23 protein-coding genes are annotated in these 24,493 nt (G+C 71.1%); 15 read left to right on the top strand and 8 right to left on the bottom strand.

Going from position 1 to position 24,493, the window contains the following annotated elements; genetic code table 11:
* Positions 1–5 precede the first annotated feature (5 nt).
* On the top strand, positions 6–644 hold the full coding sequence (locus ACIBFB_RS17415; protein ID WP_397231221.1) for a two-component system response regulator: 639 nt from the start codon (positions 6–8) through the stop codon (positions 642–644).
* Positions 645–699: 55 nt separating this feature from the next.
* On the opposite strand, the gene ACIBFB_RS17410 is transcribed toward ACIBFB_RS17415, so the two are convergent.
* The 4 genes from ACIBFB_RS17410 to ACIBFB_RS17395 all read right to left on the bottom strand — a co-directional run bounded on the left by ACIBFB_RS17410 (position 700) and on the right by ACIBFB_RS17395 (position 6,254).
* The gene (locus tag ACIBFB_RS17410) at positions 700–2,037 is read right to left on the bottom strand and encodes a ferritin-like protein (RefSeq protein ID WP_397231219.1); all 1,338 of its coding nucleotides are present in this window, start codon (positions 2,035–2,037) and stop codon (positions 700–702) included.
* A complete protein-coding gene (locus ACIBFB_RS17405) occupies positions 2,037–4,073 on the bottom strand; it encodes a GMC oxidoreductase (protein WP_397231217.1) in 2,037 nt (678 codons plus the stop codon). Before ACIBFB_RS17405 ends, ACIBFB_RS17410 begins: the two co-directional genes overlap by 1 nt.
* Complete coding sequence (locus ACIBFB_RS17400; RefSeq protein WP_397231215.1) at positions 4,070–4,732, bottom strand: hypothetical protein; 663 nt, start codon at positions 4,730–4,732, stop codon at positions 4,070–4,072. Before ACIBFB_RS17400 ends, ACIBFB_RS17405 begins: the two co-directional genes overlap by 4 nt.
* Before the next feature lie 349 nt (positions 4,733–5,081).
* On the bottom strand, positions 5,082–6,254 hold the full coding sequence (locus ACIBFB_RS17395; RefSeq protein WP_397231639.1) for a PAS domain-containing protein: 1,173 nt from the start codon (positions 6,252–6,254) through the stop codon (positions 5,082–5,084).
* 156 nt (positions 6,255–6,410) lie between these two features.
* Between ACIBFB_RS17395 and ACIBFB_RS17390 the strand changes: the two genes are divergently transcribed.
* Together ACIBFB_RS17390 and ACIBFB_RS17385 are read left to right on the top strand one after the other, a co-directional pair.
* Positions 6,411–7,184: an ANTAR domain-containing response regulator gene (locus ACIBFB_RS17390; RefSeq protein ID WP_397231213.1), complete on the top strand. Its 774-nt coding sequence runs from the start codon at positions 6,411–6,413 to the stop codon at positions 7,182–7,184.
* Between the two features lie 92 nt (positions 7,185–7,276).
* A complete protein-coding gene (locus tag ACIBFB_RS17385; RefSeq protein WP_397231211.1) occupies positions 7,277–7,624 on the top strand; it encodes an STAS domain-containing protein in 348 nt (115 codons plus the stop codon).
* An 88-nt stretch (positions 7,625–7,712) separates the two neighbouring features.
* Here ACIBFB_RS17385 and ACIBFB_RS17380 read toward each other — a convergent pair whose 3' ends face one another.
* Positions 7,713–8,663 (bottom strand): anti-sigma factor RsbA family regulatory protein, encoded by a 951-nt coding sequence (locus tag ACIBFB_RS17380; protein WP_397231209.1) that lies wholly within the window; start codon positions 8,661–8,663, stop codon positions 7,713–7,715.
* A 137-nt stretch (positions 8,664–8,800) separates the two neighbouring features.
* Positions 8,801–10,078 carry a glycosyltransferase gene (locus ACIBFB_RS17375; protein WP_397231207.1) on the bottom strand — a complete coding sequence of 426 codons (1,278 nt, stop codon included), beginning with the start codon at positions 10,076–10,078 and terminating at the stop codon, positions 8,801–8,803.
* 772 nt (positions 10,079–10,850) lie between these two features.
* Here ACIBFB_RS17375 and ACIBFB_RS17370 point away from each other — a divergent pair.
* Positions 10,851–11,612: a PP2C family protein-serine/threonine phosphatase gene (locus ACIBFB_RS17370; RefSeq protein WP_397231205.1), complete on the top strand. Its 762-nt coding sequence runs from the start codon at positions 10,851–10,853 to the stop codon at positions 11,610–11,612.
* Between the two features lie 59 nt (positions 11,613–11,671).
* Here ACIBFB_RS17370 and ACIBFB_RS17365 read toward each other — a convergent pair whose 3' ends face one another.
* Entirely contained in the window at positions 11,672–12,355 is a 684-nt protein-coding gene (locus ACIBFB_RS17365) for a copper resistance protein CopC (protein WP_397231203.1), read from the bottom strand.
* A 183-nt stretch (positions 12,356–12,538) separates the two neighbouring features.
* The gene (locus ACIBFB_RS17360) at positions 12,539–12,802 is read right to left on the bottom strand and encodes a WhiB family transcriptional regulator (RefSeq protein ID WP_397231201.1); all 264 of its coding nucleotides are present in this window, start codon (positions 12,800–12,802) and stop codon (positions 12,539–12,541) included.
* Between the two features lie 786 nt (positions 12,803–13,588).
* On the opposite strand from ACIBFB_RS17360, the gene ectA reads away from it, so the two are divergent.
* The 11 genes from ectA (at position 13,589) to ACIBFB_RS17305 (ending at position 24,380) form a co-directional block, all read left to right on the top strand.
* Positions 13,589–14,098 carry a diaminobutyrate acetyltransferase gene (gene ectA, locus ACIBFB_RS17355; protein ID WP_397231199.1) on the top strand — a complete coding sequence of 170 codons (510 nt, stop codon included), beginning with the start codon at positions 13,589–13,591 and terminating at the stop codon, positions 14,096–14,098.
* An 87-nt stretch (positions 14,099–14,185) separates the two neighbouring features.
* Positions 14,186–15,451, top strand: a complete 1,266-nt coding sequence (gene ectB / locus ACIBFB_RS17350; protein ID WP_397231197.1) for a diaminobutyrate--2-oxoglutarate transaminase — start codon at positions 14,186–14,188, stop codon at positions 15,449–15,451.
* Positions 15,452–15,576: 125 nt separating this feature from the next.
* Positions 15,577–15,993, top strand: a complete 417-nt coding sequence (locus ACIBFB_RS17345; RefSeq protein ID WP_397231195.1) for an ectoine synthase — start codon at positions 15,577–15,579, stop codon at positions 15,991–15,993.
* A gap of 468 nt (positions 15,994–16,461) precedes the next feature.
* On the top strand, positions 16,462–17,295 hold the full coding sequence (gene ehuB / locus ACIBFB_RS17340; RefSeq protein WP_397231637.1) for an ectoine/hydroxyectoine ABC transporter substrate-binding protein EhuB: 834 nt from the start codon (positions 16,462–16,464) through the stop codon (positions 17,293–17,295).
* 7 nt (positions 17,296–17,302) lie between these two features.
* Positions 17,303–18,037: an ectoine/hydroxyectoine ABC transporter permease subunit EhuC gene (gene ehuC, locus ACIBFB_RS17335; RefSeq protein ID WP_397231193.1), complete on the top strand. Its 735-nt coding sequence runs from the start codon at positions 17,303–17,305 to the stop codon at positions 18,035–18,037.
* The gene (gene ehuD / locus ACIBFB_RS17330) at positions 18,037–18,675 is read left to right on the top strand and encodes an ectoine/hydroxyectoine ABC transporter permease subunit EhuD (RefSeq protein ID WP_397231635.1); all 639 of its coding nucleotides are present in this window, start codon (positions 18,037–18,039) and stop codon (positions 18,673–18,675) included. The genes ehuC and ehuD overlap by 1 nt, the downstream gene beginning before the upstream one ends.
* Positions 18,662–19,486 (top strand): ectoine/hydroxyectoine ABC transporter ATP-binding protein EhuA, encoded by an 825-nt coding sequence (ehuA, locus tag ACIBFB_RS17325; protein ID WP_397231191.1) that lies wholly within the window; start codon positions 18,662–18,664, stop codon positions 19,484–19,486. The genes ehuD and ehuA overlap by 14 nt, the downstream gene beginning before the upstream one ends.
* 147 nt (positions 19,487–19,633) lie before the next feature.
* Positions 19,634–20,569 carry a lysostaphin resistance A-like protein gene (locus ACIBFB_RS17320; protein ID WP_397231189.1) on the top strand — a complete coding sequence of 312 codons (936 nt, stop codon included), beginning with the start codon at positions 19,634–19,636 and terminating at the stop codon, positions 20,567–20,569.
* A gap of 228 nt (positions 20,570–20,797) precedes the next feature.
* Positions 20,798–22,873, top strand: a complete 2,076-nt coding sequence (locus ACIBFB_RS17315) for an RNA degradosome polyphosphate kinase (RefSeq protein WP_397231187.1) — start codon at positions 20,798–20,800, stop codon at positions 22,871–22,873.
* A gap of 47 nt (positions 22,874–22,920) precedes the next feature.
* A complete protein-coding gene (locus tag ACIBFB_RS17310) occupies positions 22,921–23,895 on the top strand; it encodes an NUDIX domain-containing protein (RefSeq protein ID WP_397231633.1) in 975 nt (324 codons plus the stop codon).
* Positions 23,896–23,942: 47 nt separating this feature from the next.
* Positions 23,943–24,380 (top strand): SRPBCC family protein, encoded by a 438-nt coding sequence (locus ACIBFB_RS17305; RefSeq protein ID WP_397231185.1) that lies wholly within the window; start codon positions 23,943–23,945, stop codon positions 24,378–24,380.
* Positions 24,381–24,493: the final 113 nt, after the last annotated feature.

Raw genomic sequence — 24,493 nt, 5'->3', positions numbered from 1 at the left:
GCGTAGTGACCCAGAAGGCCAACATCCTTCTCGTCGACGACCGAGAAGAGAACCTGATCGCGCTGGAGGCGGCCCTCACCTCCCTCGACCAGAACCTGGTCCGGGCCAGTTCGGGCGAGGAGGCGCTCAAGCACCTTCTGGGGACCGACTTCGCGGTCATCCTGCTCGACGTGGTCATGCCGGGCATGGACGGCTTCGAGACCGCGGCGCACATCAAGCAGCGCGAGAAGACCAAGGACGTGCCGATCATCTTCCTGACCGCCCAGGAGGTCGATCGGCACGAGGTCTTCCGCGGCTACGCCTCCCGCGCGGTGGACTACCTGCTCAAGCCGTTCGACCCGTGGGTGCTGCGGTCCAAGGTCGAGGTGTTCGTCGAGCTCCACCAGCTCAAGGCGCAGATGCGCGAGCAGGCTCGCAGCCTGCAACGCGACCTCGGGCAGGAGACCGGGGAGCCCGGCAAGGTCCTGGCCGAGCGGCTGGAGCACCGCTCCCGCCAGGTCCAGAGCGACCTGGCCGCGCTGCGCGAGCACATCGTGGCCCACTACCAGGACTCCGACCAGCCGCTCGTGGACGGTGTGCGCCGGCTCGACCGCTCCGTCGGGCAGCTGTCCACGCTGGTCGACACGCTCCACGGTCCCGCCTGACCGCGCCCTCGCGAGCCCGGCCGTGCCCCCGACGGGGACACGGCCGGGCGGGACGTCAGGACCGCTCCGCCATCCTCTTGCGCGTCGCCTGCTCGTCCTTGGCGCGTTTCTCCCGCTGCTTCCGCCGCCGCTCGGCGTCGGCCTGGACCTCCTTCAGCTGCCGCGCCATCTCCTGCCCGCTCACCTCGAAGGTCGGGCAGGCGTACACCCTGGGCCCGCCCTTCGTCCTCGGGAGCGGATTGCGGAACAGCTCCTCCGCCAGGTAGCGCAACTCCAACATGGTCGGCACGGCCTGTTCCAGGGTGTCCGGCGACCCGTTGAAGGACACGTGGCACTGGGCCAGCAGCCGCGTGTAGGCCCGGTTGAACTGGTCGGCCGTGCCCTGGAGCTGGGGCTGGGACGGGTCGTGGTACCGCTTGGTGAGGGGCCCCGGCGGGTGCTTGCGCTTCGCGTCGGTGTCGATGACGTCGACCGGGTACACGGCGTTCCAGTCCACGTCGACGACCTCCCCGCCCGGCGGCTGGTCGGGCAGGTCGTAGGGGCTGTAGCGGCGGCCGTGGAAGATCTCCAGGAACCGGAAGTAGTGCGAGACCTGGCGCTCCTCCCCGAACCTGACGTCGTCGCTGGTGAAGATGGTGTGGTGCAGACCCTCACCCTGCTCCACCACGATGTCCATCGCCTCCTTGGCGCTGGCCGGGTCGGTGACCCTGATGACCTCGCCCCCGGAGTTGTAGAAGTGCTCCGGGCCGATCTGGCGGTCCAGGCGCCGCTTCCGCTCCTTCCGGTCGGTGGGGAAGATCTGCTTCTCCGGGTCCGGCTCGAGTGCGTCCTTGGCCGCGACGTCCTCGATGCCCTGCCGGATGACGTCGTAGAAGTGGCCGATGGAACGCCACCCCGAGGGCGGCTTCCCCTTGGGCTCGTCGGGCCCCTCGATGGCGATGAAGGTCGACATCGCCTCCTTGGAGAAGGGCCGGAGCACGATCGGCTTCGACGCCGTCGGCGTGAACGGCAGGACGCAGGGGTAGACGGGCGCGTTGACGGCCGCGGCCTCGGCCCCCGTCCCCTCGACCCCGGCGAGACTCGGCGTGGCGCCGACCGCGGTCATGATGTTGGCGACCAACGTCATGTGCAGCATCTCTTCGAGCACCACGCCGCGGATCGTGTAGAACGCCTCCTCGTTGCGGCCGGGCCGCATGCTGTACATCGCCAGCATGTACGGCGGAATGGTGGTCAGCTCGACCTCCAGGGCGCACTGGAGGAAGTGGAAGAGCGTGGCCCGGTCGGTGATCCGCTTCCTGCTCCCCTCCACGGCCTTCTTCAGACCGGGGGTCGGGTAGGTCCTGACCCGCCCGGTGTGGTGGCGCTCGAGCGTCCTCGGTGACGTGACCGTCATCAGCCGTTCCCCTTCCCGGACAGCGCACGGCCGGACCTGTCGTAGGGCTCCTCCGCGCCGACGCGGGGCCGCTTGGTCCTGAGCAGCACGCGGTTGATCTCGTCCGCGGTGCGCAGCGTCAGCGCCGCGGCGGTCAGCGCGGGGTTGGCCACCCCCTGGGAGGGCATGCTGCCGGTGCCCACCGCGTAGAGGTTGGGCACGTCCCAGCTCCTCTGGTACGCGTCCACCACGGACGTCTCCCTGTCCGTGCCCATGATGTGCGTTCCACCGCTGTGCCGGGCCCCGTAGACCGGGTACCTGCGTGTGACGCCGTTCCCCACCTCGACCTCGACCTCGGTGATGGGCCCCTCGGTGTGGTCGCGTCCCTCGGTGAAGTGCCACTCCGTGACACCCAGACGTTCGAAGAGCTTCAGACCGACCCCGACGGAGTTCGCCACACCCCGCTTGACGTAGTCGTCGATCGTGTAGGTGATCTTGGGCCGCGGGATGCCGAGGTTGTCGAGGTTGTGCCAGTCCAGCTCGACCCGGTTCTCCTTCCGGGCGGTCTGCTCCAGCATGAGCATGAACTCGACCTGGCGCGGCAGGTGGTCGGCCAGCGCCTCGCGCAGCGCCGTGCCGAACAGCGGCTTCGCGCCGGTGGGCGGTGTCCGTCCGACCTCCCCGGTGAGGTGTCCCCGTCCGACGAGTTCGCGGACCGCCCGGCCCGGCGCCTCGCCCAGATGGCCCCAGCCCCAGTTGTGGACGCCGACCCGGAACGCCGCGGCGTGACCGCGCCAGGCGCCGTTGCGGAAGGAGTCGAAGGTGGAGGTCAGCGGCGGGCCGCGGAACGGGCCGAGCGGGGATCCCTCTGGCGCCAGACCGTGCAGGATCACCAGCGGGTGGTCCGTCAGGTTCCGGCCGATCTGGTCGTTCTGGATCTGGGACATGAGCATGATCTTGGCGTTCTCCACCGCGTAGGCGGCGAGCACGACGATGTCCGCCTCGGCCCGGTGCTTGGTCGCCGACGGCGAGCGCGGGTCGTCGTAGACCTTGTACTCGACGCCCGTGGCACGGCCGTCCCTGTTGACGAGCACCCGGGTGACGACGCTGTGCGTGGCGACGGTGACCAGGTCGGGGTCGAACTCCCGGTGCGTGCGCAGCGGCGTGTACTTGGCCTGGACCGGGCAGATCGGGATGCAGCTGGAGTTGCCCACGCACCGCTCGCCGTAGTTCGGCAGTCCCACCGCGTCACGGGGGCGGTAGGGCCGTCCGCCGTCGTAGTCCGGGTTCGGGTTGCTGTTGCGCGCCTGGGGGATCGGCGTGAGGGCGAGGGAGTGCGCGGTGGTCCCCGAGCCCTTGGCCTCGACCACCTTCCCCTTCCCGTCCAGGTGGATCTCCGTGACCCGTTTGTCCTTCAGGGTCTTGGCCAGGACGTCGTCGAGATGGCTCTGCGGGATCGGCAGCATCGGGAACCGGTGCGCGGCCTGGTACATCGAGTCCTTCTGATGGGGCTCCCACACCCGGGCGGTGTCCCCCGCGACCCCCAGTTCCCGCTCGGCCTGGTCGTAGTACGCGGCCAGGTCCGTCAGGAAGTCGGTGGTCCGGCCGTTCGCGTCGGCACAGGGCCCGAGCGGCCAGCTCCTGGCCTCGTCCTTGTCCGAGCTGGGCTTGACGTCGAAGTCGCTCCTCAGCATCCGCGGCGTCTCGCCCTCCCAGTGGAGCATGGTGCCGCCCAGGACCCGGAGGTAGTCGCTGGCGTACATCTGACCGCCGGGTTTCTGGACGAAGTAGTCGAGCGGCTCGGCCGAGTCGGGCGACGGCGCCGCGGGGTTCGGCAGGTAGGGCGAGTTCGGCCCCTTGCGCGTCGCGGTGCGGAAGCCGTTCACCGCTGCGGTGTAGCCCTCCCAGGTGCCCAGCCGGCCGGTTCCGGCCTCCAGGACCAGGACCCGCCACCCCCGTTCGCCCAGCCGTTTGGCCGTCAGGCTCCCGGTCACCCCGGATCCGACGACGATGGCGTCGTAGCGCTGTCCGTTGCTGTGCCGTCCTGCCACGGTCACTTCGACCCTCCTCCGTCGGTGCCCCCGGTGCCCGGGGCCCACTCCTTCCGGCGTTCCGCACGGTTGCGGTGGACCTTGGGGGGCCGCTCCGCCCACGTGGCCCAGCCGGTCGGCTTGCCGCCGAGCGCGTGCCCGCCGGTGAGCTGCCACACCAGCCCGTTGAGGTAGGCGTTGGGCGAGACGACGAAGGTCTCGTTGGGCGGGAGCGGCGGCGTGCCCTTGTGCCCCTTGACGACGAGGGCGTAGTGCTGGGGGTCGAGCGCGGTCCACGACCCGAGGTACCACATCGTGGTGACGGCGGCGGCCATCGCGTACAGATCGGCCTCCTTCTCGTGGTCCGGGAACCGCGCCGACTCCTGCGGGTCCTTCCCGAGCTTCGGGTCGACGACGCGTTTGTACAGTCGGAGCGCGTTGTCCGCACCGACCCTGTGGACCAGAGCGGAGAGGTACTCCTCGGCGCTGCCGGTGCCGAACAGGTCGGCGCGTTCGAACCCGGTCAGGTGGTAGGACAGGTCCACGAAGTGGCGGACGTCCGTTCGCAGGTGCGATTCCTTGACCTTGTCCGGTTCCTCCTTCTTGGGCCATTTCCGGGCGTGGACGGAGTGCCCGTCGGGTGTTCGGGGGAGCGGGGCGTGAAATGGGGTGTGCGTGTTCGGCATGTCGTCTTCTGCCTCGTTTTCGTCTACCCATGCGCGCGGCGAGCGCGTTGCGTGCATCATCTCCCCGCTCTTCCCGCGAAAACGCCGGTGCGCGCCGTGGCGGGGGGAGTCGAACCCGCGGTGGACGGAGTGCCCTCAACGTCGGTTTTGGGCGATGCGCGCGGGGGGCTTCGCGGAATGGCGATATGCGACTGGGGCATTTCCGCGCCGGTGCGGAGGATTCGCGCTGCCGGACGACGCGCGAACGGGTTCCGGTCCGCGGAGTTAGGTGCCGCCCCTCAGCGAGATTGGGTCGGTGCGCTATTGCGGCGGTCGGCCCCGGGCACGTCCCGGGAGGCGGCGGCGCGCGTCAGGCGGAGGGGCGCGGCGGGAGCGCGAGCCCGATGTGCTCGCCGATCTCCTCGATGAGTCCCAGGTCCGCCAGACGGAAGCTGCCCCGGTTGCTGCGCCGGATCAGGGTCAACGCGCCCCGCACCCCCCGGCTGCCGCGCAGCGGGACCGACAGCAGCGATCCCGCGCCCAGCGCCGCCAGCAGCGGTGCGCCCGACGCGGCGTGGCCGAGGACGCCCTCGTCCTCGATCAGCGGGAACAGCAGCGACTGGCCGCCGCCCAGGACGTCGCCGGGGATGCCGGAGTCGCGCGGCGCGGCGGCGGCCACCTCCCGCGTCAGCTCCTCCGGGGCGTCGGGCGGCCCCGCCACCGCCGCGCGTCGGGCGGCGTCCGGACCGGTGGGCAGGTCGCACACGTCCACGATCACCCAGTCGGCGTAGGAGTCCGCCAGCAGTTCGGCGGCGTCGGCCAGCGCGAGCGGTTCGCCCCGGCCGCCCGGGCCCGCGCTGCGCAGCAGCAGCCGCGTCATCCGGGTGAGCACGTCCAGGCGCCGCGCGGCCAGCACCACGACCTGGTCCTCCACCTCCGGTTCCAGCGGGGCGGGACCCTCCTCCTCCGATCCGCTCATCGGCGGTGACATCGCCACCAGCACGAGCGGCTGCGCCTCCGTGGGCAATTCCAGGCGCGTCAGGGTCAGGTGCACGTCCTCCGCCCACCCGCGCTGGGCCAGGCGCGACTCCAGCGAGGCGGGCCCGTCACCGCGCAGCACCGAGGCCAACCACGACCGCATCGTCGCGCGTCTGCGCAGGTCGACGAAGTGGGCGAAGGGCTTGCCGGTGAGGTATCCGGGCGCGCTGCCGAGCTGGGCGGCCCCGGCGTTGTTGATCCGCCGGATGTGGCCGTCGTGGTCGAGCAGAACCACCGGAACGCTCAGCTCCGCGAACATGGCGCGCAGCAGTATCCGGTCGCCGTCGTCACCCGGCCGTCGCGGTCCGGGCTGTTCGGACTGGGCGCGGCCGAGCAGGTCGTCCGCCTCGCCCAGCAGGCGTTCGGCGTACTCCAGCTCCGCCAGCGCCGCCTCGGCCGTGCCCCGGGCGTCGTCGGGATACATGGCATGGGTGCTCACCAGGGCGGCCACCCGCTCGCCCAGAGCGGTGATCTCCCTGCGCAGCCCCGTGAGGTTCTCCGACACGCTCAGGTCTCCGTCGTCGTCGATCGCGTCTTCGGCGGTACCCGTTCCCGGGGCCCTGACACCGTTGTCACCCACCGACGCTAACGGATGCGGGGGGTTGCGCCCACCAGGGTTACCGTTGAACAGGGGCAGGGAGCGCGGAAGTGAGGTGGCACGGTGTGGATCGAACGCCTGGCGCGTGACATCGGGGCACTGGCCCAGACCGAGAACGCCACCCTCGAACGAGCTCTGGACCAGATGAGCCGGGCCGCCGCGGTGGGCGTGCCCGGGTGTTCCGCCGCCCTGGTCGTGGTCTGGCGGGAGGTGACGGGCCCCGACGGGTCCGTCCGGCACGTCGTGGTCGACTACGGCGCATCGCACGCCGACCTGTCCGAGGCCTTCGAGCACCAGTACACGAGCGACCACGGGCCCACGGTGGAGGCGGTGCGCGAGATGCGCCAGGTGCGCGTCGGCGACGTCCTGCGCGAACACCGCTGGCCCCGGTACACGAGCATGGCCGTGCAGTGCGGCGACCGCTCCTCGATCACGCAGCCCAGCCTCATCCCCGGAGACGAGGGCGAGGACGACCGGGTCGTGACGTTCGGGGTGCACTCCGGCCGCGCCGACGCCTTCGACGAGGACGTCGTGGTCCCCCTCACCGCCCTGCTCGCCGAGCACGCGGCCGTGGCCCTGATCAGCGTGGGCCGCCAGGCCGACGTGGCCCGCGAGACCGCGCACATGCGCCGGGCGATGTCGGCGCGTACGGTGATCGACCAGGCCAAGGGGATCATCATGCACGCGCGGGCCTGCGACGCGGACACGGCCTTCACGGCGCTGCGCGAGGTCGCCCAACGCAACCGGAAGAAGGTCGTGGACGTGGCGCGCGACCTCGTCGCCGAGAACACCGGAGCGCAGGCGCGGCCCCGTCGTCCGCGGGTGGACGGGCGTTGAACGGCGGGACATCGAACAAGGATGAGTCCCGAGCGTGACCGAAAGCCGGGATGATGGGCGTTGCCCTCCCGGAACGACAAGGAGAACCGAGAGTGACGTCAGACATCTCGATCCGTCGCGAGGATGGCGTCGTCGTGGTCACCCCCGCGGGGGAGATGGACGCGGTGACCTCTCCGGCCCTGGCCGGGGTCCTCGACGGGCTCCTGTCCGAGGATCCGCCCCAGTCGGTGGTGGTCGACCTGGCCAAGGTCGCCTTCTGCGACTCCCGCTGCATCGGAGTGCTCGTCGCCGCCTACCGGCAGGCGCGCGACCTCGGCGTCGGCCTCGTGGTCGCCGAACCCCAGCAGCAGGTCAACCGCCTGTTCGTGATCGCCGGGATCGACCAGGTCATCCCCATCATGGCGAGCACCGGCGCCGCCGTGGACGCCCTCCGCCCGTAGGCCGTGCCCGCTCCGGTCCTTCGTCCCGGACCGTGATCGGGCGCCCCCTCGGGTGAGTGATCCAGGAAAGGGGGCCCACCCGCCCTCCTCAGCCGGCCCCGCCTGCCCGGGGGGAGTACTCCCGGTCCAGGAAGTGCAGCCGCACCAGAGACCCCGCGCCGCTGCCGCAGATCTCCAGGAAGTCGCAGGTCTGCCGGGCGATCCACAACCCGTACCCGCGCGGTCGGGTTCCGTCGGCCGGACGGTAGCCGGTCAGCGGGTCGACCAGACCGCCGTCCTCGTCGAACACGTCGCACACCCAGCGCTCCGGCGCCCGCCACACGGTCACCGTGCCCTTGCCGGCCCCGTGCTCCAGCACGTTGGCGGCCAGCTCGTTCACCGCCACCACCAGGTCGTCCACCCGGTGCTCCGGCCAGCCCGCCGCCCGTCCCAGGTGGGTGAGCTCCTGGCGCAGGCGGGGCAGGGACAGCCCGATCTCCAACTGGTGGACGGGGCCCGTGACCGGCAGCGGCTCCGGCGCGGTCGGCCGGACCCCGAACGCCGCGGTCCCCAGGTACGCGCCGTTGGACCGGGGACCGTCCGGCCCCACCAGCACCGGGTGGGTGGCCCGCACCGCCGACCGCACGTGCGGGGCGAGGCGGCGCGCGTCGTGCACGCACAGCAGCCGCAGCGGCATCGGTGCCAACGCGGTGGACAGCACGGACTCCAGACGCAGCCACTCCCGCAGCTCCATCGCCGAGCCGCCGGCGAGCGGCGGCTCGGCGACCACGGTCACGGGAGCGGGTCCGTGCGTGAGGGCCAGCCGGTGCAGGACGGCGAGCGTCCTGCCGGGGGCGGAGTAGAGCGCGGTGCGGTCGATGACGTGCACCCGGTCCCGCTCCGCGTCGCCGAGCCCCTCGGTCAGTGCGGCGGCGCGGCACGCGCTGACCGCGAGCACGGCGTACGCGTCCTCGCGTACGGCGGACCGCAACCGCTGCCGGGCCACGTCGTGGAGCCTCTGCTCGCGGTGGAAGAGCAGGCCCTGGTGTTCGAAGGTCATCGTTGAGGGTTCGCGTTCGGGGGCGCGGCGCCCGGGTGCGTGCGCCGTCATCTGAGGTGTACCCACTCCGAGCCCGGTCCCTCGGAGGCGGCTCCGAGGGGCCGGGCGCACGTGCGCGGCGGGAGCGGGGACACGGCTCAGCCCGAGGTCGTCGACAGCAGGAGGCCGTCGGTCTCGTCCTCGTCGGAGCCGTCGGGCTCCGGCGTCTGGGGCAGGGAACGCCGGTAGGCGAGCTCGGTCTCCACCGCGATGCGCTGCCACGTGAACCGGGAACGGGCGCGGTCGGCGGCGGCGATGCCGTACGCCGAGCTCATCGTCGGTGTGTTGAGGACGGCGCGCACGGCGCGGGCCACCTCGTCGGGGTGCCCGAAGCGCATCAGCACGCCGCTGGTGCGGTGCAGCACCGCGCCGGGAATGGCGCCCGTGGCGGTGGCGACCACGGGAAGTCCGCAGGCCATGGCCTCCACCACGGCTCCGCCGTAGGGGTCGTAGGCGGCCGCGGACACGTACACGTCCGCCGAACGCAGCAGCCGGGGCAGTTCCTTGCGCTCGACGGGACCGGTGAGGTGGACGCGGTCGTCGACGCCGGCCTCCTTGGCGAGGAGCTCGACGGCGCGGGCGTTCTCGTCGAGGGCGACGTCGCGGTCCTCGGCGGTGGAGACGATGAGCAGCTCCGCTTCGGGCAGGCGGACCATCGCCTCCACGAGCCGGTCGGCGCCGCCGGGTCCGTCCAGGGAGGTGACCGAGACCAGGCGGGGCCGCTCCTCGCGGCGGGTCCGCCAGGGTTCCGAGGAGGCGCTGCCCTCGACGCTGAAGTGGTCGGTGTCCACCCCGAACGGGACGACGCTCACCTGGTGGCGGGGCACTCCGAGGCGGGCGAGCTCCCCCTGCTGGTCGGTGGAGTTGACCAGGACGTGGTCGGCGCGGGAGGCGAGGATCGTCTCCATGCGGGCGCGTTCGGGCTGGTGGGAGAGGCCGGAGCGCTGTTCGCTGGCGTTGAGCGAGTGGAAGGTCTGGACGATCGGGGTGCCGCTCTGGTCGCGTTCGCAGTGCGCCTGGGCGTGCAGGGCGGCCAGGCCGCTGGTCCACCCCACGGCGTGGAGGACGTCCGGGTCCTCCTCGTCGAGGGCGGTGGCGAGGGCGCTGCCGAAGGCGCCGGTGTGCTCGGCCTCCTCGTCGTCGCCGAGGGGGCGCGCCGGCCCCGCGTCGAGGTAGACGACGGACACGCCGCGCGACATGCGGGTGCGGCCGTCGGGCTGTTCGGGGCCGCTCCGGCGCGAGTACACCGTCACCTTGTGGCCGCGTTTGGCGAGCTGCCGTGACACGGCACAGGCGTGCAGACTCGCTGGGCAGGCCGGTTCCCCGCGGTGGGCGGGGAGGGGATTGGCGTGTTCGGCGACCATGGCGATCTTCACTGGGCTGGACTCCTTGGACACGGAACGGTGTCCGTCGTTGATGGATGCTGCGGCCGGGGGCCGTCCGTCGAGGTGGGTCGTCCCCGCGCGAAGCGCCCCTGAAGGGCGGTCGCGGGCGACGGGTGGGCCCGAGGTGACTCCGGAGCGGGGTCGGAGCCCCCCGGGCGGGAAACGGGCAGCACTGAACACCGCACGCACGGAGTGCGCACGGGAGCCAGGCGGCGGAGAGGAAGGGAGGAGGAGGGCAGACGCACGGAGACCACACCAAACGACCGGTAGGGAGATCGAGCCACCGTGCGCGGATCGGGGCGGCGCTCGGGGCGAGGTCGTGTGTGTCTGCGTCTTAGACACCCAACGGCGCCCATTCTGCCAGACGGTCCGGTGCGCCACAACGTGACCGCGTCCCGCCGACCGTTCCAAAGGGGGGCTTCAGGGCGGTCCGTAACCCCCTCGGAAGCCCTCTGCCCTGTGCGTTCCCGATCCGGGCCGGTGTGCACTGTCGCGGTCGGGCCAACGCCGCTACTGTCGGACAGGAACAACGGGACTGGACACCGCTCACCACCGGCACATCGACCACGACGCTTTCGGCGGCGAGAACCCGGGTGGGAACTGCGTATCCGGGTGTTTTCCGCCATGATGTACGCGGATTCTGACCGACTCCGCCGGTACCTCGGTACGGTTACAGGATCCACGCGTTGAACGGGACTCGAGCAACGTCCGGCGGCCTACGCCGGGCAACCGGCCACGGCCGAAGAAACGGGAGGAAGGGCGTATGGGTGTCGCTGGTGGGGAAGTCATCGTCACGGCCCTCACGCACCGGGGCGCTGTCCGTCCCGCCAACGAGGACTCCGTCGTCATGGGCGCGCTCACCGTCGCCAGCGCCAACATGACCTCGCCGGTCCGTTGCGTTCTGCCGGTGAGTGAGCCCGTCATCCTGGCCGTCGCCGACGGCATCGGCGGTCAGGCCGCGGGCGAGATCGCCTCCGAGCACGCCGTGCACCGCATGGCCGAGGTGGGACCGCGCCTCAAGGGCCCGGACGAGATCGCCCAGCTGCTGACCAACATCGACGAGGAGATCAAGGACCACGCGACCCAGCACACCGAGTTCTCCGGGATGGGGACCACGGTCGCCGGCGTCCTGCTCAACAACGACGGCAACTTCTGGTTCAACGTCGGCGACTCCCGGACGTACCGCCTGGAGGGGCGCCGCCTGCGCCAGCTCTCGGAGGACGACTCGCCCGCGCTCCCGCCCTCCGAGGACGGCCGCCCCGTGACCACGAACTTCATCACCCAGTCCCTCGGCGGCAGCGCCGGCGGCGCGATGGTTCCGCACGTGGGCAGGGACGAGGGCGCCGACCCCAGCGCCTGGCTCATGTGCAGTGACGGCCTGTCCGACCTCGTCCTGCCCGACGAGATGGAGCGGATGATCGCCGAGGCCGGGAGCGACGAGGCCGCCGTGCACGCCCTGTGGCAGGCGGCCATGGAGGCGGGCGGCAAGGACAACATCAGCATCCTGCTCGCGCGCCGCGTCTGAACCCGACGCGGCGGGGCCCGGACACGACGTCCGGGCCCCGCCGCCGTTCCGCGGGAGGGTCAGCCCTGGTCGCCGCCGGACTCCGACGCGGCGCGGGAGCGCAGCACCACGGCCACGGCAACGACCATGGCGACGGCCACGACCACCGCGAGACCCACGATCCCGAGCGCGACCGCCGACGGGCCCTCGGACTCGGCGGCGGCCTCGTCGGCCTCGATCGCGGTGTCCTCCTCGTCCGCGGCCTCCTCCTCGGCGGCGCCCTCCGAGGCCGCGTCGTCCGCGGGCGCGGACTCGGCGGCGGCCCCGGCCACGGCGTCCTCGGTCAGCGTGAAGGTGAGCGAGTCCTGGATGGGGTGGCCGTCGGAGGAGACGACCCGGAAGCCGATGGTGTACGCCCCCGCCTCGTCGAGGGGCAGCAGGCCGGCGGTGACGTCGAGTTCGTCGAACTCCAGGGCCCCCTCCTCCTGGTACTGCTCGCCGTTCGGGCCGGTGACGACGACGTCGCTGGCGCTGTCGGACGCCATCGGCGCGTTGTTGAAGGTCAGCACGACCTCCTCGGGAGCCGCGTCCAGGATGGCGCCGTCCTCGGGGGAGGAACCGGTCAGGACGTCGTGCGCGAGGGCGGGGGCGGGGACCAGCGCCAGCGCGCCCGCGGTCAGCGGAGCCGCGGCGGCGGCGATCAGGCGCGGGAGGCGGCGGTCGGCCGCCGGGTCGAGGGCGCGCGTGGTCTCGGTGGAGGCCATGTCTTCGTCTTCTCCCAGTGCTCGGGGCGGGTGCGCGCACCGGCGGAGAGGGCCGGGGCCGCACGGGATCGAAACTATGCGGTGCCCTCCGGGGCCGCAAGGCGGCACGGGGAGAGGCCACACACGAGGAGAAGGGGCCGTCCGGCACGTTCCCCCGCGCGCCCGACGACCCCTTCCGCGACCTCAGGAGGCGGGAACCAGCTCGCGTCGCATGTAGCGGCGCTGCTCCGGGGTCGTTCCACCCCAGACGCCGTGGGCCTCCCCGGCTCGCAGGGCCCACCGCAGGCACTCCTGGCGAACGGCGCAGCCGCCGCAGACGGCGACGGCCTGCTCCGTGTCGGCGCGCCCGATCCCGGTGCTGCTCACCGGGAAGAAGATCTCCGGGTCGTGGGAACGGCACTTCCCTCTCTCGACCCAGTCCTCGCTCTCGTGGTAAAGGCGGTTCACGTGCGCCTCCGATCCGTGGCTGCGATCCGTGGTCAGTGGCCGCGCCGCGGGTCCCACGGCGGGCGCGTCCTCGTCCTCACCACGGCTGCCGGGTGCTTGACCCGTCTGGTCTGCGGCGAAGCGATGCGACCAAGTGTAGTACGACCAGATGTAGTACTACACGGAGTCTGCTCGAAAGTGGGCGAGACATCAAGGGCGCCGACCGCCCGTGCGCGATCCCGCGCGGCCCGCCCGCGCGTCCGGCCGGGCGCCCGGCGGAGGGCGCGCCGGTCGACGGGGCGGGAGGGAAGTCCCTGTCCAGAGCCGCTTTCCGTGGGCGGTCCCGACGCGGCGCCGGGGCGCCCTCCGGGTCGGAGAGGCGTTATGTCGCTAGGTTTCCACCGAATTGATGTGACTTAACGCACTGTTAATATTGCTCAGTAAGGCTCTATGTTTGACCCTGAGTGCTGTCGGCCGCACAGCGGCGGTTGCGCGGGCGCGCCCCGAATCCGGACCCCGGTCGGACCGTCGAAGTCCCTGATGGACAGGGGGCTGGCGGCCGGAGGCCCACTCTGCGCCTCTCTCGCGAACGCCCTGGTCAGGCTGGTGCGCCGCTGCTAAATAAACGAGCCATACCCGATGGCGAACAGATGAAACATGTACGCGGAGTCTCTCTGAAACGTCATTGACATTCGTTCGCTAAGTTCGATCGACGTGCCACATCTACGAACGAACCTCCAAGCACGCGACCGAGCCGACGGCGGGGCGAACAGCTCCGGGACCACAGGGGCCGCGGGCCGGGGGGACGTGCGCCTGTCGCACCCGTCCCCGGAGGACGGGCCGCGCATGTGGCGGCTGGCGGGAGAGACGGGGATGGACGTGAACTCCCCGTACGCCTACACGCTCTGGTGCCGGGACTTCGCCAGGACCAGCGTCGTCGCCCGCGACGACGCCGGCCGTGTCGCCGCCTACGTCACCGGTTACGTGCGCCCCGACAGCCCGGACACGTACTTCCTCTGGCAGGTCGCCGTCGATCCCGAGTACCGCGGGCAGAGACTGGCGCGCCGCATGCTTGACTTTGTGGGTGACCGGTTCGCCGACCTGGGACTGAGTTACCTCGAAGCGACCGTCACGCCCGACAACACCGCCTCACGCGCACTCTTCGCCTCGTTCGCCCGCGACCGGGGCGCGGAGATCGCGTGGAGCCCTCTCTTCACCGGGGAGCACTTCCCGCACGGCGGCGGGACTCCCCACGAGCCCGAGGACCTCGTGCGTATCGGACCCTTCGGGGACCGGACCAGCGAAGAGCGTGCCTGACCATCCGCACCGGATCGACCGATCCTGACACCCCGTCGTCACAGCCCTGAGCCCACGAACCTGGGGAAAGGAACCAAGGAACCCACGATGGAGACCTTCCAGCGCCTCGAATCCGAAGTCCGCGGATACTGCCGGAACTGGCCCGTCGTCTTCGACAAGGCCATCGGGAGCCACGTCTACGACGAGAGCGGTCGGCCCTACCTGGACTTCTTTGCCGGGGCGGGGTCCCTCAACTACGGGCACAACAACCCGGAGTTGAAGGCATCGCTCATCGAGTACCTCACCGACGATCGGATCGTGCACAGCCTCGACGCCTACAGCGTCGCCAAACGGGACTTCCTGGAGACCTTCGAGGACGTCGTCCTCAAACCCCGGGGCCTGGACTACAAGGTCCAGTTCCCCGGCCCGGCGGGCAACAACGCGGTCGAGGCCGCGCTCAAGCTCGCCCGCAAGTACACCGGTCGCGAGACGATCGTCAACTTCACCAACGGCTTCCACGGCATGACCCTGGGCGCCCTGGCCGTCACCGGCAATTCCATGAAGCGCGGCGGCGCCGGTGTGCCCCTCGGGCACGTCGCCACGATGCCGTTCGACAACTACATGGACGGCCAGACGCCGGACTTCCTGTGGCTGCGCAGCCTGCTGGACGACAGCGGCAGCGGTCTGGACAAGCCCGCCGCGGTCATCGTCGAGACCGTCCAGGGCGAGGGCGGCATCAACGTGGCCAGCGCCCAGTGGCTGCGCGAGCTGTCCGCCCTGTGCCGCGAGTACGACATCCTCATGATCGTCGACGACATCCAGATGGGCTGCGGCCGCACCGGCGGCTTCTTCAGCTTCGAGGAGGCCGGGATCACCCCGGACATCGTCACGCTGTCGAAGTCGATCAGCGGCTACGGTCTGCCGATGGCCCTGACGCTGTTCAAGCGCGAGCTGGACGTGTGGGAGCCGGGCGAGCACAACGGCACCTTCCGCGGCTTCAACCCGGCGATGGTCACAGGCGCCGAGGCGCTGCGCCGCTACTGGAGCGACGACGCCTTCGCCCGGGAGACCAGGGCCAAGGGCGACATGGTCGCCGCCCGCCTCACGGAGATCGCCGGTGAGTTCCCGCAGGTCGGCGCGCACGTGCGCGGCCGGGGCCTGGCCCGCGGTCTGGCCTTCGAGGACACCTCGATCGCCAAGCGGGTCGCCGCGGAGTCCTTCGAGCGCGGCCTGCTCGTGGAGACCTCCGGTCCCGAGGACGAGGTCGCCAAGCTGCTCCCGCCGCTCACCACGACGGAGGAGGAGCTCAAGGCCGGGCTCGACATCATGGCCGACGCCGCGCGCGCGGCCGTGAAGGTCGCCCAGCCGGTGTAGCCGTCAGCCCTGGTGAGGGGTGGCGGGCACGGGGTCGTTCGGTGTCCCGAACCGGGATGCCGGACGGCCCCCGACCGTGTTCAATGGATCAAAGCGACGGCGCACGAGCGCGTAGGGAGTTATCAGTGATCATTCGCAGCGTGGACGACGTCAACGGCACCGACCGCGACGTCAAGCACGGCAACTGGCGCAGCCGCAGGATGATCCTCGCGAAGGAGGGCGTGGGGTTCTCCTTCCACGAGACCGTGCTGTACGCGGGCACGGAGACCACGATGTGGTATGCCAACCACGTCGAGCTGGTGCACTGCATCGAGGGTGAGGCCGAGCTCACCAACGAGGAGACCGGGGAGAAGCACATCATCACCCCCGGCACCCTCTACCTGCTCGACGGCCACGAGAAGCACACGCTGCGCATCAAGGAGGACTTCCGCGTCCTGTGCGTGTTCAACCCGCCCGTGACCGGGCGCGAGGTGCACGATGAGAACGGCGTGTACCCGCTCATCGTCGAGGAGCCGGAGTCGGAGGACACCGCGGTCTCCTGACAACCGGGTGTGAACGCGTGGGCGGGGTCCGTGGTCTCGGGCTCCGCCCACAGTCGTGCGTGGCACCGGAGCCCCTGGGTGACCGGATTTCACACCCAGGGTCACAAGTCACAGGTGACCCGCCATGCACGCCTGTGAGGGTCGTTCATCCGGTGGTCGAGTGCGCATAACCAGTGCATAACGGACTAAACCTGCCTCGTTACTGCTGGGCGCGCTCGGGGAGGGAGAGACCCGTGTCTACGCCGTCGACCCGTGTCCCGTTCGACGGCTGGGACCCGCGGAGCGACTCGGCCGCGGACCCGAACCCACACAGGCGTCCCCATCCGAATGCGCGGTGCCGCCGTCCCACGGACGCGGCGCCGCACTGACGTTCCACGAGGAGCAGTCGTGAAGAAGCAGGTGTCAGCGGTCAACCGAGGTGCCCTGGGTCGCCGGGACGCGTTCCGACTCGGAGGGGTGGGCCTGGCGGTGGCCGGTCTCGCCGCGTGCAGCAGGGTGGAGGACGGAGGCGGTGAAGGCGGCCCGTCGACCCTGGAGCGCCTGCGTGAGCAGGGCTTCGTCGCGGTCGGACTGGCCAACGAGATCCCCTTCGGCTTCATCGACGACGCGGGCGAGCCCGCCGGCCAGTCCCCGGCCGTGGCCGCCGCGGTGTTCGAGGAACTGGGCGTCCCCGAGATCCAGGCCTCCCCGGTCGCCTGGGACGGGCTCATCCCCGGGCTGCAGGCCAACCGGTTCGACGTCATCGCCGCGGGCATGTTCATCACCCCGGAGCGCTGCGAACAGGTCGCCTTCAGCGAACCCACCGCCACCTCGCCCGAGGCCTTCCTCGTCGAGGAGGGCAACCCGAACGACATCACGCACTTCACCTCGTTCACCGAGAACTCCGACCTGCGCCTCGCGGTCCTCAACGGGTCCGTGGAGCAGTCCTACGCGGAGTACTTCGAGGTGCCCGAGGGCCAGTTGGAGCTGATCCCGGACCAGACCACCGGATACGAACTGCTGGAGTCCGGCCGTGTCGACGCGATGTCCATGCTGAGCGTGTCCCACACCTACCTGCTGCTCGACCGAGGCGGGCCCTTCGAGGTCACCGAGGCCTTCTTCCCCGAGATCGACGGCCGGGAGGAGCGCGGCTGGGGCGGCTTGGCCCTGCGCCAGGAGGACACCCAGCTGCTGGAGGAGATCAACCGCGTGATCGCCGAGTTCAGGGAGAGCGGACGCCTCCTGGAACTCGGCGAGGAGTGGGGCTTCACCGAGGCCGACCTGCCCGACGACACCACGACCGCCGAACTCTGCGAGGGCTGATCCCGACGTGCAGTTCCTGATCGAGCGGCTCCCGCTCTATCTCGACGGCGCGTGGGTCACCGTCCAGCTCACCATCGGCGGCAGTGCCCTGGCCTTCGTCCTGGCCATGGCCTTCGGCATCCTGGGGACCGTCCCCCACTGGCTGCCCAGGGCCGTGGCCACGGTCTACGTGGAGGTCTTCCGGGGCATCGCCGCCCTGGTGCTGATGTTCTGGATGGCCTACGCCCTGCCACAGCTCACCGGCTTCCAGCTGGAGGACCGGTTCGCCGCCATCCTCGCCGTGGGGCTCAACGTCGGCGCCTACGGTGCCGAGGTGGTCCGGGCGGCGATCAACGCGGTGCCCAAGGCGCAGGTGGAGGCCACGGTCGCGCTCAACCTCTCCTGGTTCCAGCGCCTGCGGCTGGTCGTCCTGCCGCAGGCGTGGGCGCAGATGCTGCCCACGTTCGGCAACCTGGTCATCGAGCTGATGAAGGCCACCGCCGTCGCCTACCTCATCGGCGTCGTCGACCTGACCGCCGTCGCGCAGCAGATGCGCCAGGCCACCGGTGAGACGATCGCGGCCTTCTTCGGCGCCCTCGTCCTCTACTTCCTCATCGCCCAGGTGTTGATCTTCGGCATGCGCCTCCTCGAACGCCGCGCCAACCGCAAGCTGGGCCGCACACCGCCGGGCGGCACCGGTCTGGGGGCCCTCCTGCGGCACCCGGCCGTCGCCGGAGCCACCGGGGGCGGTGGGAGCTCATGATGTTCTGGGACCTGGAGTTCACCGCGGAGGCCATGCCCGACCTGCTGTCCGGCCTGTGGGTCACGGTCCAGGTCACGGTGATGGGCTACCTCATCGCGCTCACCCTCGGCCTGCTGATCGCCGTCGTCCGACGAGTGCCCGTGGTCGGCGCGGTCGTGCACGGGGTCATGGAGTTCATCCGCACGACCCCGCTCGTGGTCCAACTGGTGTTCGTCTTCCTCCTCGCCCCCTCGACGATCACCGGGATGACGGTCGGCGTGGCGGTCCTTGGCGTGCACTACTCCGCCTACACCGCGGAGGTGTACCGCTCGGGCATCGAGGGAGTGGCCAGGGGGCAGTGGGAGGCGGCCCGCGCGCTGAGCCTCCCGGCCAGCCGTACGTGGGGCGCGATCGTCCTGCCCCAGGCCATCCGCAAGGTCATCCCCGCCCTGGGCAACTACCTCATCGCGATGTTCAAGGACACGCCGATGCTCTTCGCGATCGGTGTGGCCGAGCTGCTCACCGAGGCCCAGCGGATCGGCAGCGCGAGCTTCCGGGTCGTGGAGGCCTACACCCTCGTCGGTTTCCTCTTCCTCGCGGTGAGCATCCCCTCCGCCATCATCATCCGACGACTGGAGCGACGCTATGCCGCCGTCTGACGCCCCGTCCGCCGAAGCACCCCAGGGGGCCGAGGGGCAGCCGCAGATCGTCTTCGACCAGGTGGTCAAGCGGTTCGGCGATCTCACCGTGCTCGACCACCTCGACTTCTCGGTCGAACCCGGCGAGCGGGTCACGCTCATCGGCCCCAGCGGTTCGGGCAAGACCACGATCCTCCGCCTCCTCATGACCCTGGAGAAGGTCACCGAGGGCCGCATCGACGTGGCCGGGGAGCCGTTCAGCCACATGCGGCGGGGCGACCGCCTGGTCCCCGCCGGCGAGAGCTACCTGCGGCGCAGGCGCCGCAGCATCGGCATGGTGTTCCAGCAGTTCAACCTGTTCCCCAACATGACGGTCCGCAAGAACGTCACCGAGGCGCCCGTGCACGTCCTCGGACTGTCCAAGGACGAGGCCAACGAGCGGGCGGTGGAGCTGCTGGAGCTGGTCGGCCTGGGCGAGAAGATCGACGCCCATCCGACGCAGCTGTCCGGAGGCCAGCAGCAGCGCGTCGCGATCGCCCGCGCGCTGGCGATGCGGCCGGACATCCTCCTGCTGGACGAGGTCACCTCAGCGCTGGACCCGGAGCTGGTCGCGGGCGTCCTCGACGTGCTGCGCCAGGTGGCCGAGTCCACGGACATCACCATGCTGTGCGTGACCCACGAGATGGGCTTCGCGCGGGACGTGTCGCACCGTGTCCTGATGTTCGACAAGGGCCGGATCGCCGAGGAGGGGACTCCGGAGCAGATCTTCGAGGACCCGCGCGAGGAGCGGACGAAGTCCTTCCTCCGCTCGGTGCTGGACAACGGTTTCTGAGCGCCCCGGCGGAGACCGGACCGGCCCGGGGCGCGCGCCCCGGGCCGACGCGCCGCCCGCACCCTCACTGACGACATACCGTAGTCATTAGATCACTTTTAGTTTCTCCTTGGGCAGAATGGGTGCTCTGATCCAGGGGGGACTCTTGTGACCAAGGTGCGAAGTTGGGGGCTCGTCGCGTGGGGCGCGTGGGCCGCCCTGATCGTCACGGTGATGGTCGCGCGCCCCGAGCTGCCCGCCGAGGTCCTGACCCGGTCCCTCCCGTTCTACACGTCGGTCTGGGGGCCGTTGCTCGTCGCGGGCCTGGCCGCCTGGGGGCTCGTCCGCTGGTTCGGCCACCGGGACGCGCTCGACGCCCGGATCGCCGCGGCCCTGGAAGGCCACCCGATCCGGCGGGAGCTCGGCTACCTGCTGATGTTCCTGAGCGGGTTCGTCCTGTCCATGATGGCCCTCTCGTGGATCTCCTCCCTGTACGCGGCCGAGACCGACATGGACCTGCGGATGTCGGTGTCCCTGGTCTGCCGGCTGCTCTTCCTGTTCACCCTGCCGATGCTCGTGATGGACCGCTCCGGGGTCACCGTCGACGGCAGGGGCACCGCCATGCCCTCGCTCGCCCTGGGCGTGCGCGAGCCCTGGCGGTGGCTCGGCCTCGTCCCGGTGGGCGTCGCGGTCGGCCTCGTCGGCAACCAGCTCGCCCCGGTCTACGGGCTGCCGCCGCTCACGCTCGGCGTGGTCGGGTTCCTGCTCGCCTTCGCGCTCGTGTGCATGTGCGAGGAGATCTTCTACCGCGGGATGCTCCAGACCCGACTGGAGTTCATCCTGGGCCGCTGGGCCGGCATCGTCGTGGCCTCGACCGTCTTCGCGTCGACCTACGCGGTCATCCAGCCCTACGACGCCGTCGTCCAGATGCGCGGCCACGACTTCGTCCAGGACCTCTGGCTGTCCCTGCTCTCCTACGGCGCGGGCGGACTCCTCTACGGGTACCTGTGGACGTGCTTCCGCAACATCTGGATCACCGTGGTCCTGCGCCTCTCGCTCCTCGTGATCGTCCTGCCGCCGGGGCTCGGACCCTTCATCGACTGAGCCCTCCCGGTCCGCGACCCACCCCGTCCACCATCCGTGCGCCGGTGCCCCCGCCATGTGAAGACGGGGGAAACTTCGGGCGCGGAGATAGGGTGGAGGTGTCCGGATGGGTACAGAAGCTCCATAGCGGATGCACTGCGGTCATATTCCCCTCATGGGGAGGTCACCGTCCGGTCATGAACAGGGGGGAGTCTGCCACCTGTGAGCACGGAATCAGCGCCAGCACCAGTGGACACCACGATCGCCGACCTGCCGCCGGACAGGTTCATGGACCGGGAGGAGGGCTGGCTCCGGTTCAACCAACGCGTCCTCGAACTCGCCGAGGACGAGGCGATCCCCCTCTTGGAACGCGCGCGGTTCCTCGCCATCTTCTCCAGCAACCTGGACGAGTTCTTCATGGTCCGGGTCGCCGGGCTGAAGCGCCGCATCGCCACCGGCCTGTCCGTGCGCTCCTCCAGCGGCCACCACCCCCGCGCCCTGCTCGAACGCGTCTCCGAGTTCAGCCGCGATCTCATGCTGCGCCAGTCGGCCTGCTACGAGCACAGCGTCGCCCCCGCGCTGCGCGAGGTCGGCATCCGCATCGTGCGCTGGAACGACCTCGACGCCACCGAGCAGGAGTACCTGCACGGCTTCTTCCGGCGCTCCATCTACCCGCTCGTCACCCCCTTCGCGGTCGACTCCGCCCACCCCTTCCCCTACATCTCCGGACGGTCGCTCAACCTCGCCGTCACCGTCCGCGACCCCCGCGACGAGCGCCGCATGTTCGCCCGCGTCAAGGTCCCCGGCTCCCTTCCCCGCTTCATCGAGCTCACCGCCGGGGCGGGCGGCCGGTTCGTCCCGGTCGAGGACGTCATCGCCGCCCACCTGCCGCAGCTGTTCGAGGGAATGGAGGTCGTCGAGCACCACGCCTTCCGCGTGACCCGCAACGCCGACCTGGAGGTCGACGAGGACGAGACGGACAACCTCGTCCAGTCCCTCGAACAGGAACTCCTGCGCCGCCGCTTCGGTCCGCTCGTGCGCCTGGAGGTCGAGCAGTCCATCAGCGACGAGGTGCTCGGCATACTCACGCACCAGCTCGGCGCCGAGGAGGAGGAGATCTACCGGGTCCCCGGCCCGCTCAACCTGGCCGGTCTCTCCCAGATCGCCGACGTCGACCGGCCGGAGCTGTGCTTTCCGCCCCTGGTCCCCGTCGAACCGCGCGCCCTGAACTCGGGCGACCTGTTCGCCGCCATCCGCGAGCGCGAGATCCTCGTCCACCACCCCTACGAGGCCTTCGCCGCCACCACCGAGCGGTTCCTCGCCCTGGCCGCCAGCGACCCCAAGGTCGTGGCGATCAAGCAGACCCTGTACCGCACCAGCGGCGACTCGCCCATCGTCGAGGCGCTCATCGAGGCCGCCCGCGCGGGCAAGGAGGTCGTGGTCCTCGTCGAGGTCAAGGCCCGCTTCGACGAGCAGAACAACATCCTGTGGGCCCGCAAGCTCGAGGACGCGGGCTGCCACGTCGTCTACGGCGTCGTCGGCCTCAAGACCCACTGCAAGCTGTCCATGGTCATCCGCCAGGACGACGACGGCCTGCTGCGCCGGTACTGCCACGTCGGCACCGGCAACTACAACCCCGCGACCGCCCGGATCTACGAGGACCTGGGCCTGTTCAGCGCCTCCGCCGAGGTCGGCGAGGACGTCAGCGACCTGTTCAACAGCCTCACCGGGTTCTCCCGCAAGAAGCACTACCGGCGCCTGCTCGTGGCCCCGGGCGCGCTGCGCGAGGGACTCCTGCGCCAGATCGAGGGCGAGGTCGAGCACCAACGCCGGGGTGAGCCCGCGCACATCCGCATCAAGGTCAACTCCCTGGTCGACCGCGAGATCATCGACGCGCTCTACCGCGCCTCCCAGGAGGGCGTCAGCGTCGACCTGTGGGTGCGCGGCAGCTGCGTCCTGCGCGCGGGCGTGCCCGGCCTGTCCGAGAACATCCGCGTCCGGAGCGTCCTGGGACGCTTCCTCGAACACTCCCGCGTCTTCGTCTTCGCCAACGGCTGGCGCCCCCAGGTGTGGATCGGCAGCGCCGACCTCATGCCCCGCAACCTCGACCGCCGGGTGGAGGCGCTCGTGCGCGTCTCCGACCCCGAACAGTGCCGGCGCCTGGTGGGCCTCATGGAGCTGGCCATGTCCGACGGCACCTCGTCCTGGCGGCTGCAACCCGACGGGACGTGGGACCGCGCCACCCACGACGAGGAGGGCCAGCCGCTCCTGGACCTGCAGGAGACGCTGCGCGGCGAGCGCCACCTCAGGGTGGTGGAGGCCTGATGGAGTCGCGGGACGAGACACAGGCGGCGAGCACGGCCGGAGGCGCGATGGGGGAGCCGCGCGTCACCAGCGCCTTCCCGCCGCGCGACACGGCCGTCGGCGGCTACCTCGAACCCATCCGCGCGGGCGGCGCCGTCCTGTGGCGCGACGGCGGAGGGGGTGAGCCCGAGATCGTCCTCATCCGGCGGCCCGACCGCGACGACTGGACGCTGCCCAAGGGCAAGCTCAAGAACGGCGAGCACCTCATCACGGGTGCGGTGCGCGAGGTCCGCGAGGAGACGGGGCTCACCCCGGTCCTGGGCCGGCGGCTCCCGCCCCAGCGCTACCTCAAGGACGGCTGGCCCAAGCAGGTCGAGTGGTGGGCGGCCACGCCCGCCGAACCCGGCGGCGCGATCGACTACGTTCCCAACGAGGAGGTCGACGCCGTCGAGTGGGTGCCCATGAAGGACGCCCTGGCGCGCCTCACCTACGAACACGACGTCCACGTCCTCGACAACTTCCGTGCCGGGCCCGCCGAGACCTTCCCGGTCATCGTGCTGCGGCACCTGTCGGCGGGGGAGAAGCGCGCCTGGCGCGACAACGACCTGCTGCGCCCCCTGGACGAGGCGGGCCGGACCGACGCGCTGGCCCTGCCCCGTGTGCTGGCCTCCTACGGGCGGCCCCGCGTGGTGTCGTCCGCTGCGGCCCGGTGCACCGAGTCGCTGCTGCCCTACAGCGTCGAGTCCGACGTCCCGGTGCGGACCGAGCGCGCCTTCACCGTGCGCGGGACCGGGCGGGGGGAGTCCCCGGAGTTCGACGTGGAGGCCGCGCGGGAGGCGTTCGAGGGCATCCTGTCCGAGGGGCGCCCGACCGTGGTGTGCACCCACGGCGAACTCGTGCCGCACCTGATGCGGGGGGCGCTGGACCGGCTCGACGCACCGGTGTCCCAGCAGCTGGGGCTGCGCAAGGGCTCGTTCTGGGTGGTGCACGTCGCCGCGGGCGGGGTGCTCGCCGGGGTGGAGCGGCACGCGATCCGGGGTTGAGCCGGGGCGGGTCCCGCGCGGCCGTCGAGCGGTGAGACGATCGGCTCATGGCCACTCACCAGATCTCGCGGAGCATCACCGTCAAGGCTTCCGCCGAGCACGTCTTCGACCTCGTCGCCACCCCCGCCCGGCACCCGGAGTTCGACGGGTCGGACACCGTGCGCGCAGCCCTGTCCGGTCCGGCCCGGCTCTCGCCCGGGTCGCGGTTCGGCATGACCATGCGCGTGTTCGGGCTGCCGTACCGGATGACCAACCGGGTCGTGGAGTTCGAGCAGGACCGGTTGATCGCCTGGCGCCACCTCGGGCCGCACCGTTGGCGCTACGAGCTGGAGGAGCTGTCCGAGGGCGTGACGAGGGTGACCGAGACCTTCGACTACAGCCGGGGCCTGCCGGTGCTCTACGTCCTGTCCGGCGTGCCCGCGAGGAACGCTGCGAGCATCGAGCGGACCCTGGTGCGGCTCAGGGAGTCGGCCGAGCGGGGATGAGACCGCGGACGCGGACGCGCCCCCGGGGCGGGGGGGGGGGGGGGGGGGGGGGGGGGGGGGGGGGGGGGGGGGGGGGGGGGGGGCGGGAGGGGGGGGGGGGGGGCGGGGGGGAG

The sequence above is a fragment of the Nocardiopsis sp. NPDC050513 genome, from assembly GCF_044457925.1.
Lineage (GTDB): Bacteria > Actinomycetota > Actinomycetes > Streptosporangiales > Streptosporangiaceae > Nocardiopsis.
The sequence above is the reverse complement of the archived record's forward strand: the minus strand, read 5'-3'. Positions and strand labels throughout refer to the sequence as shown.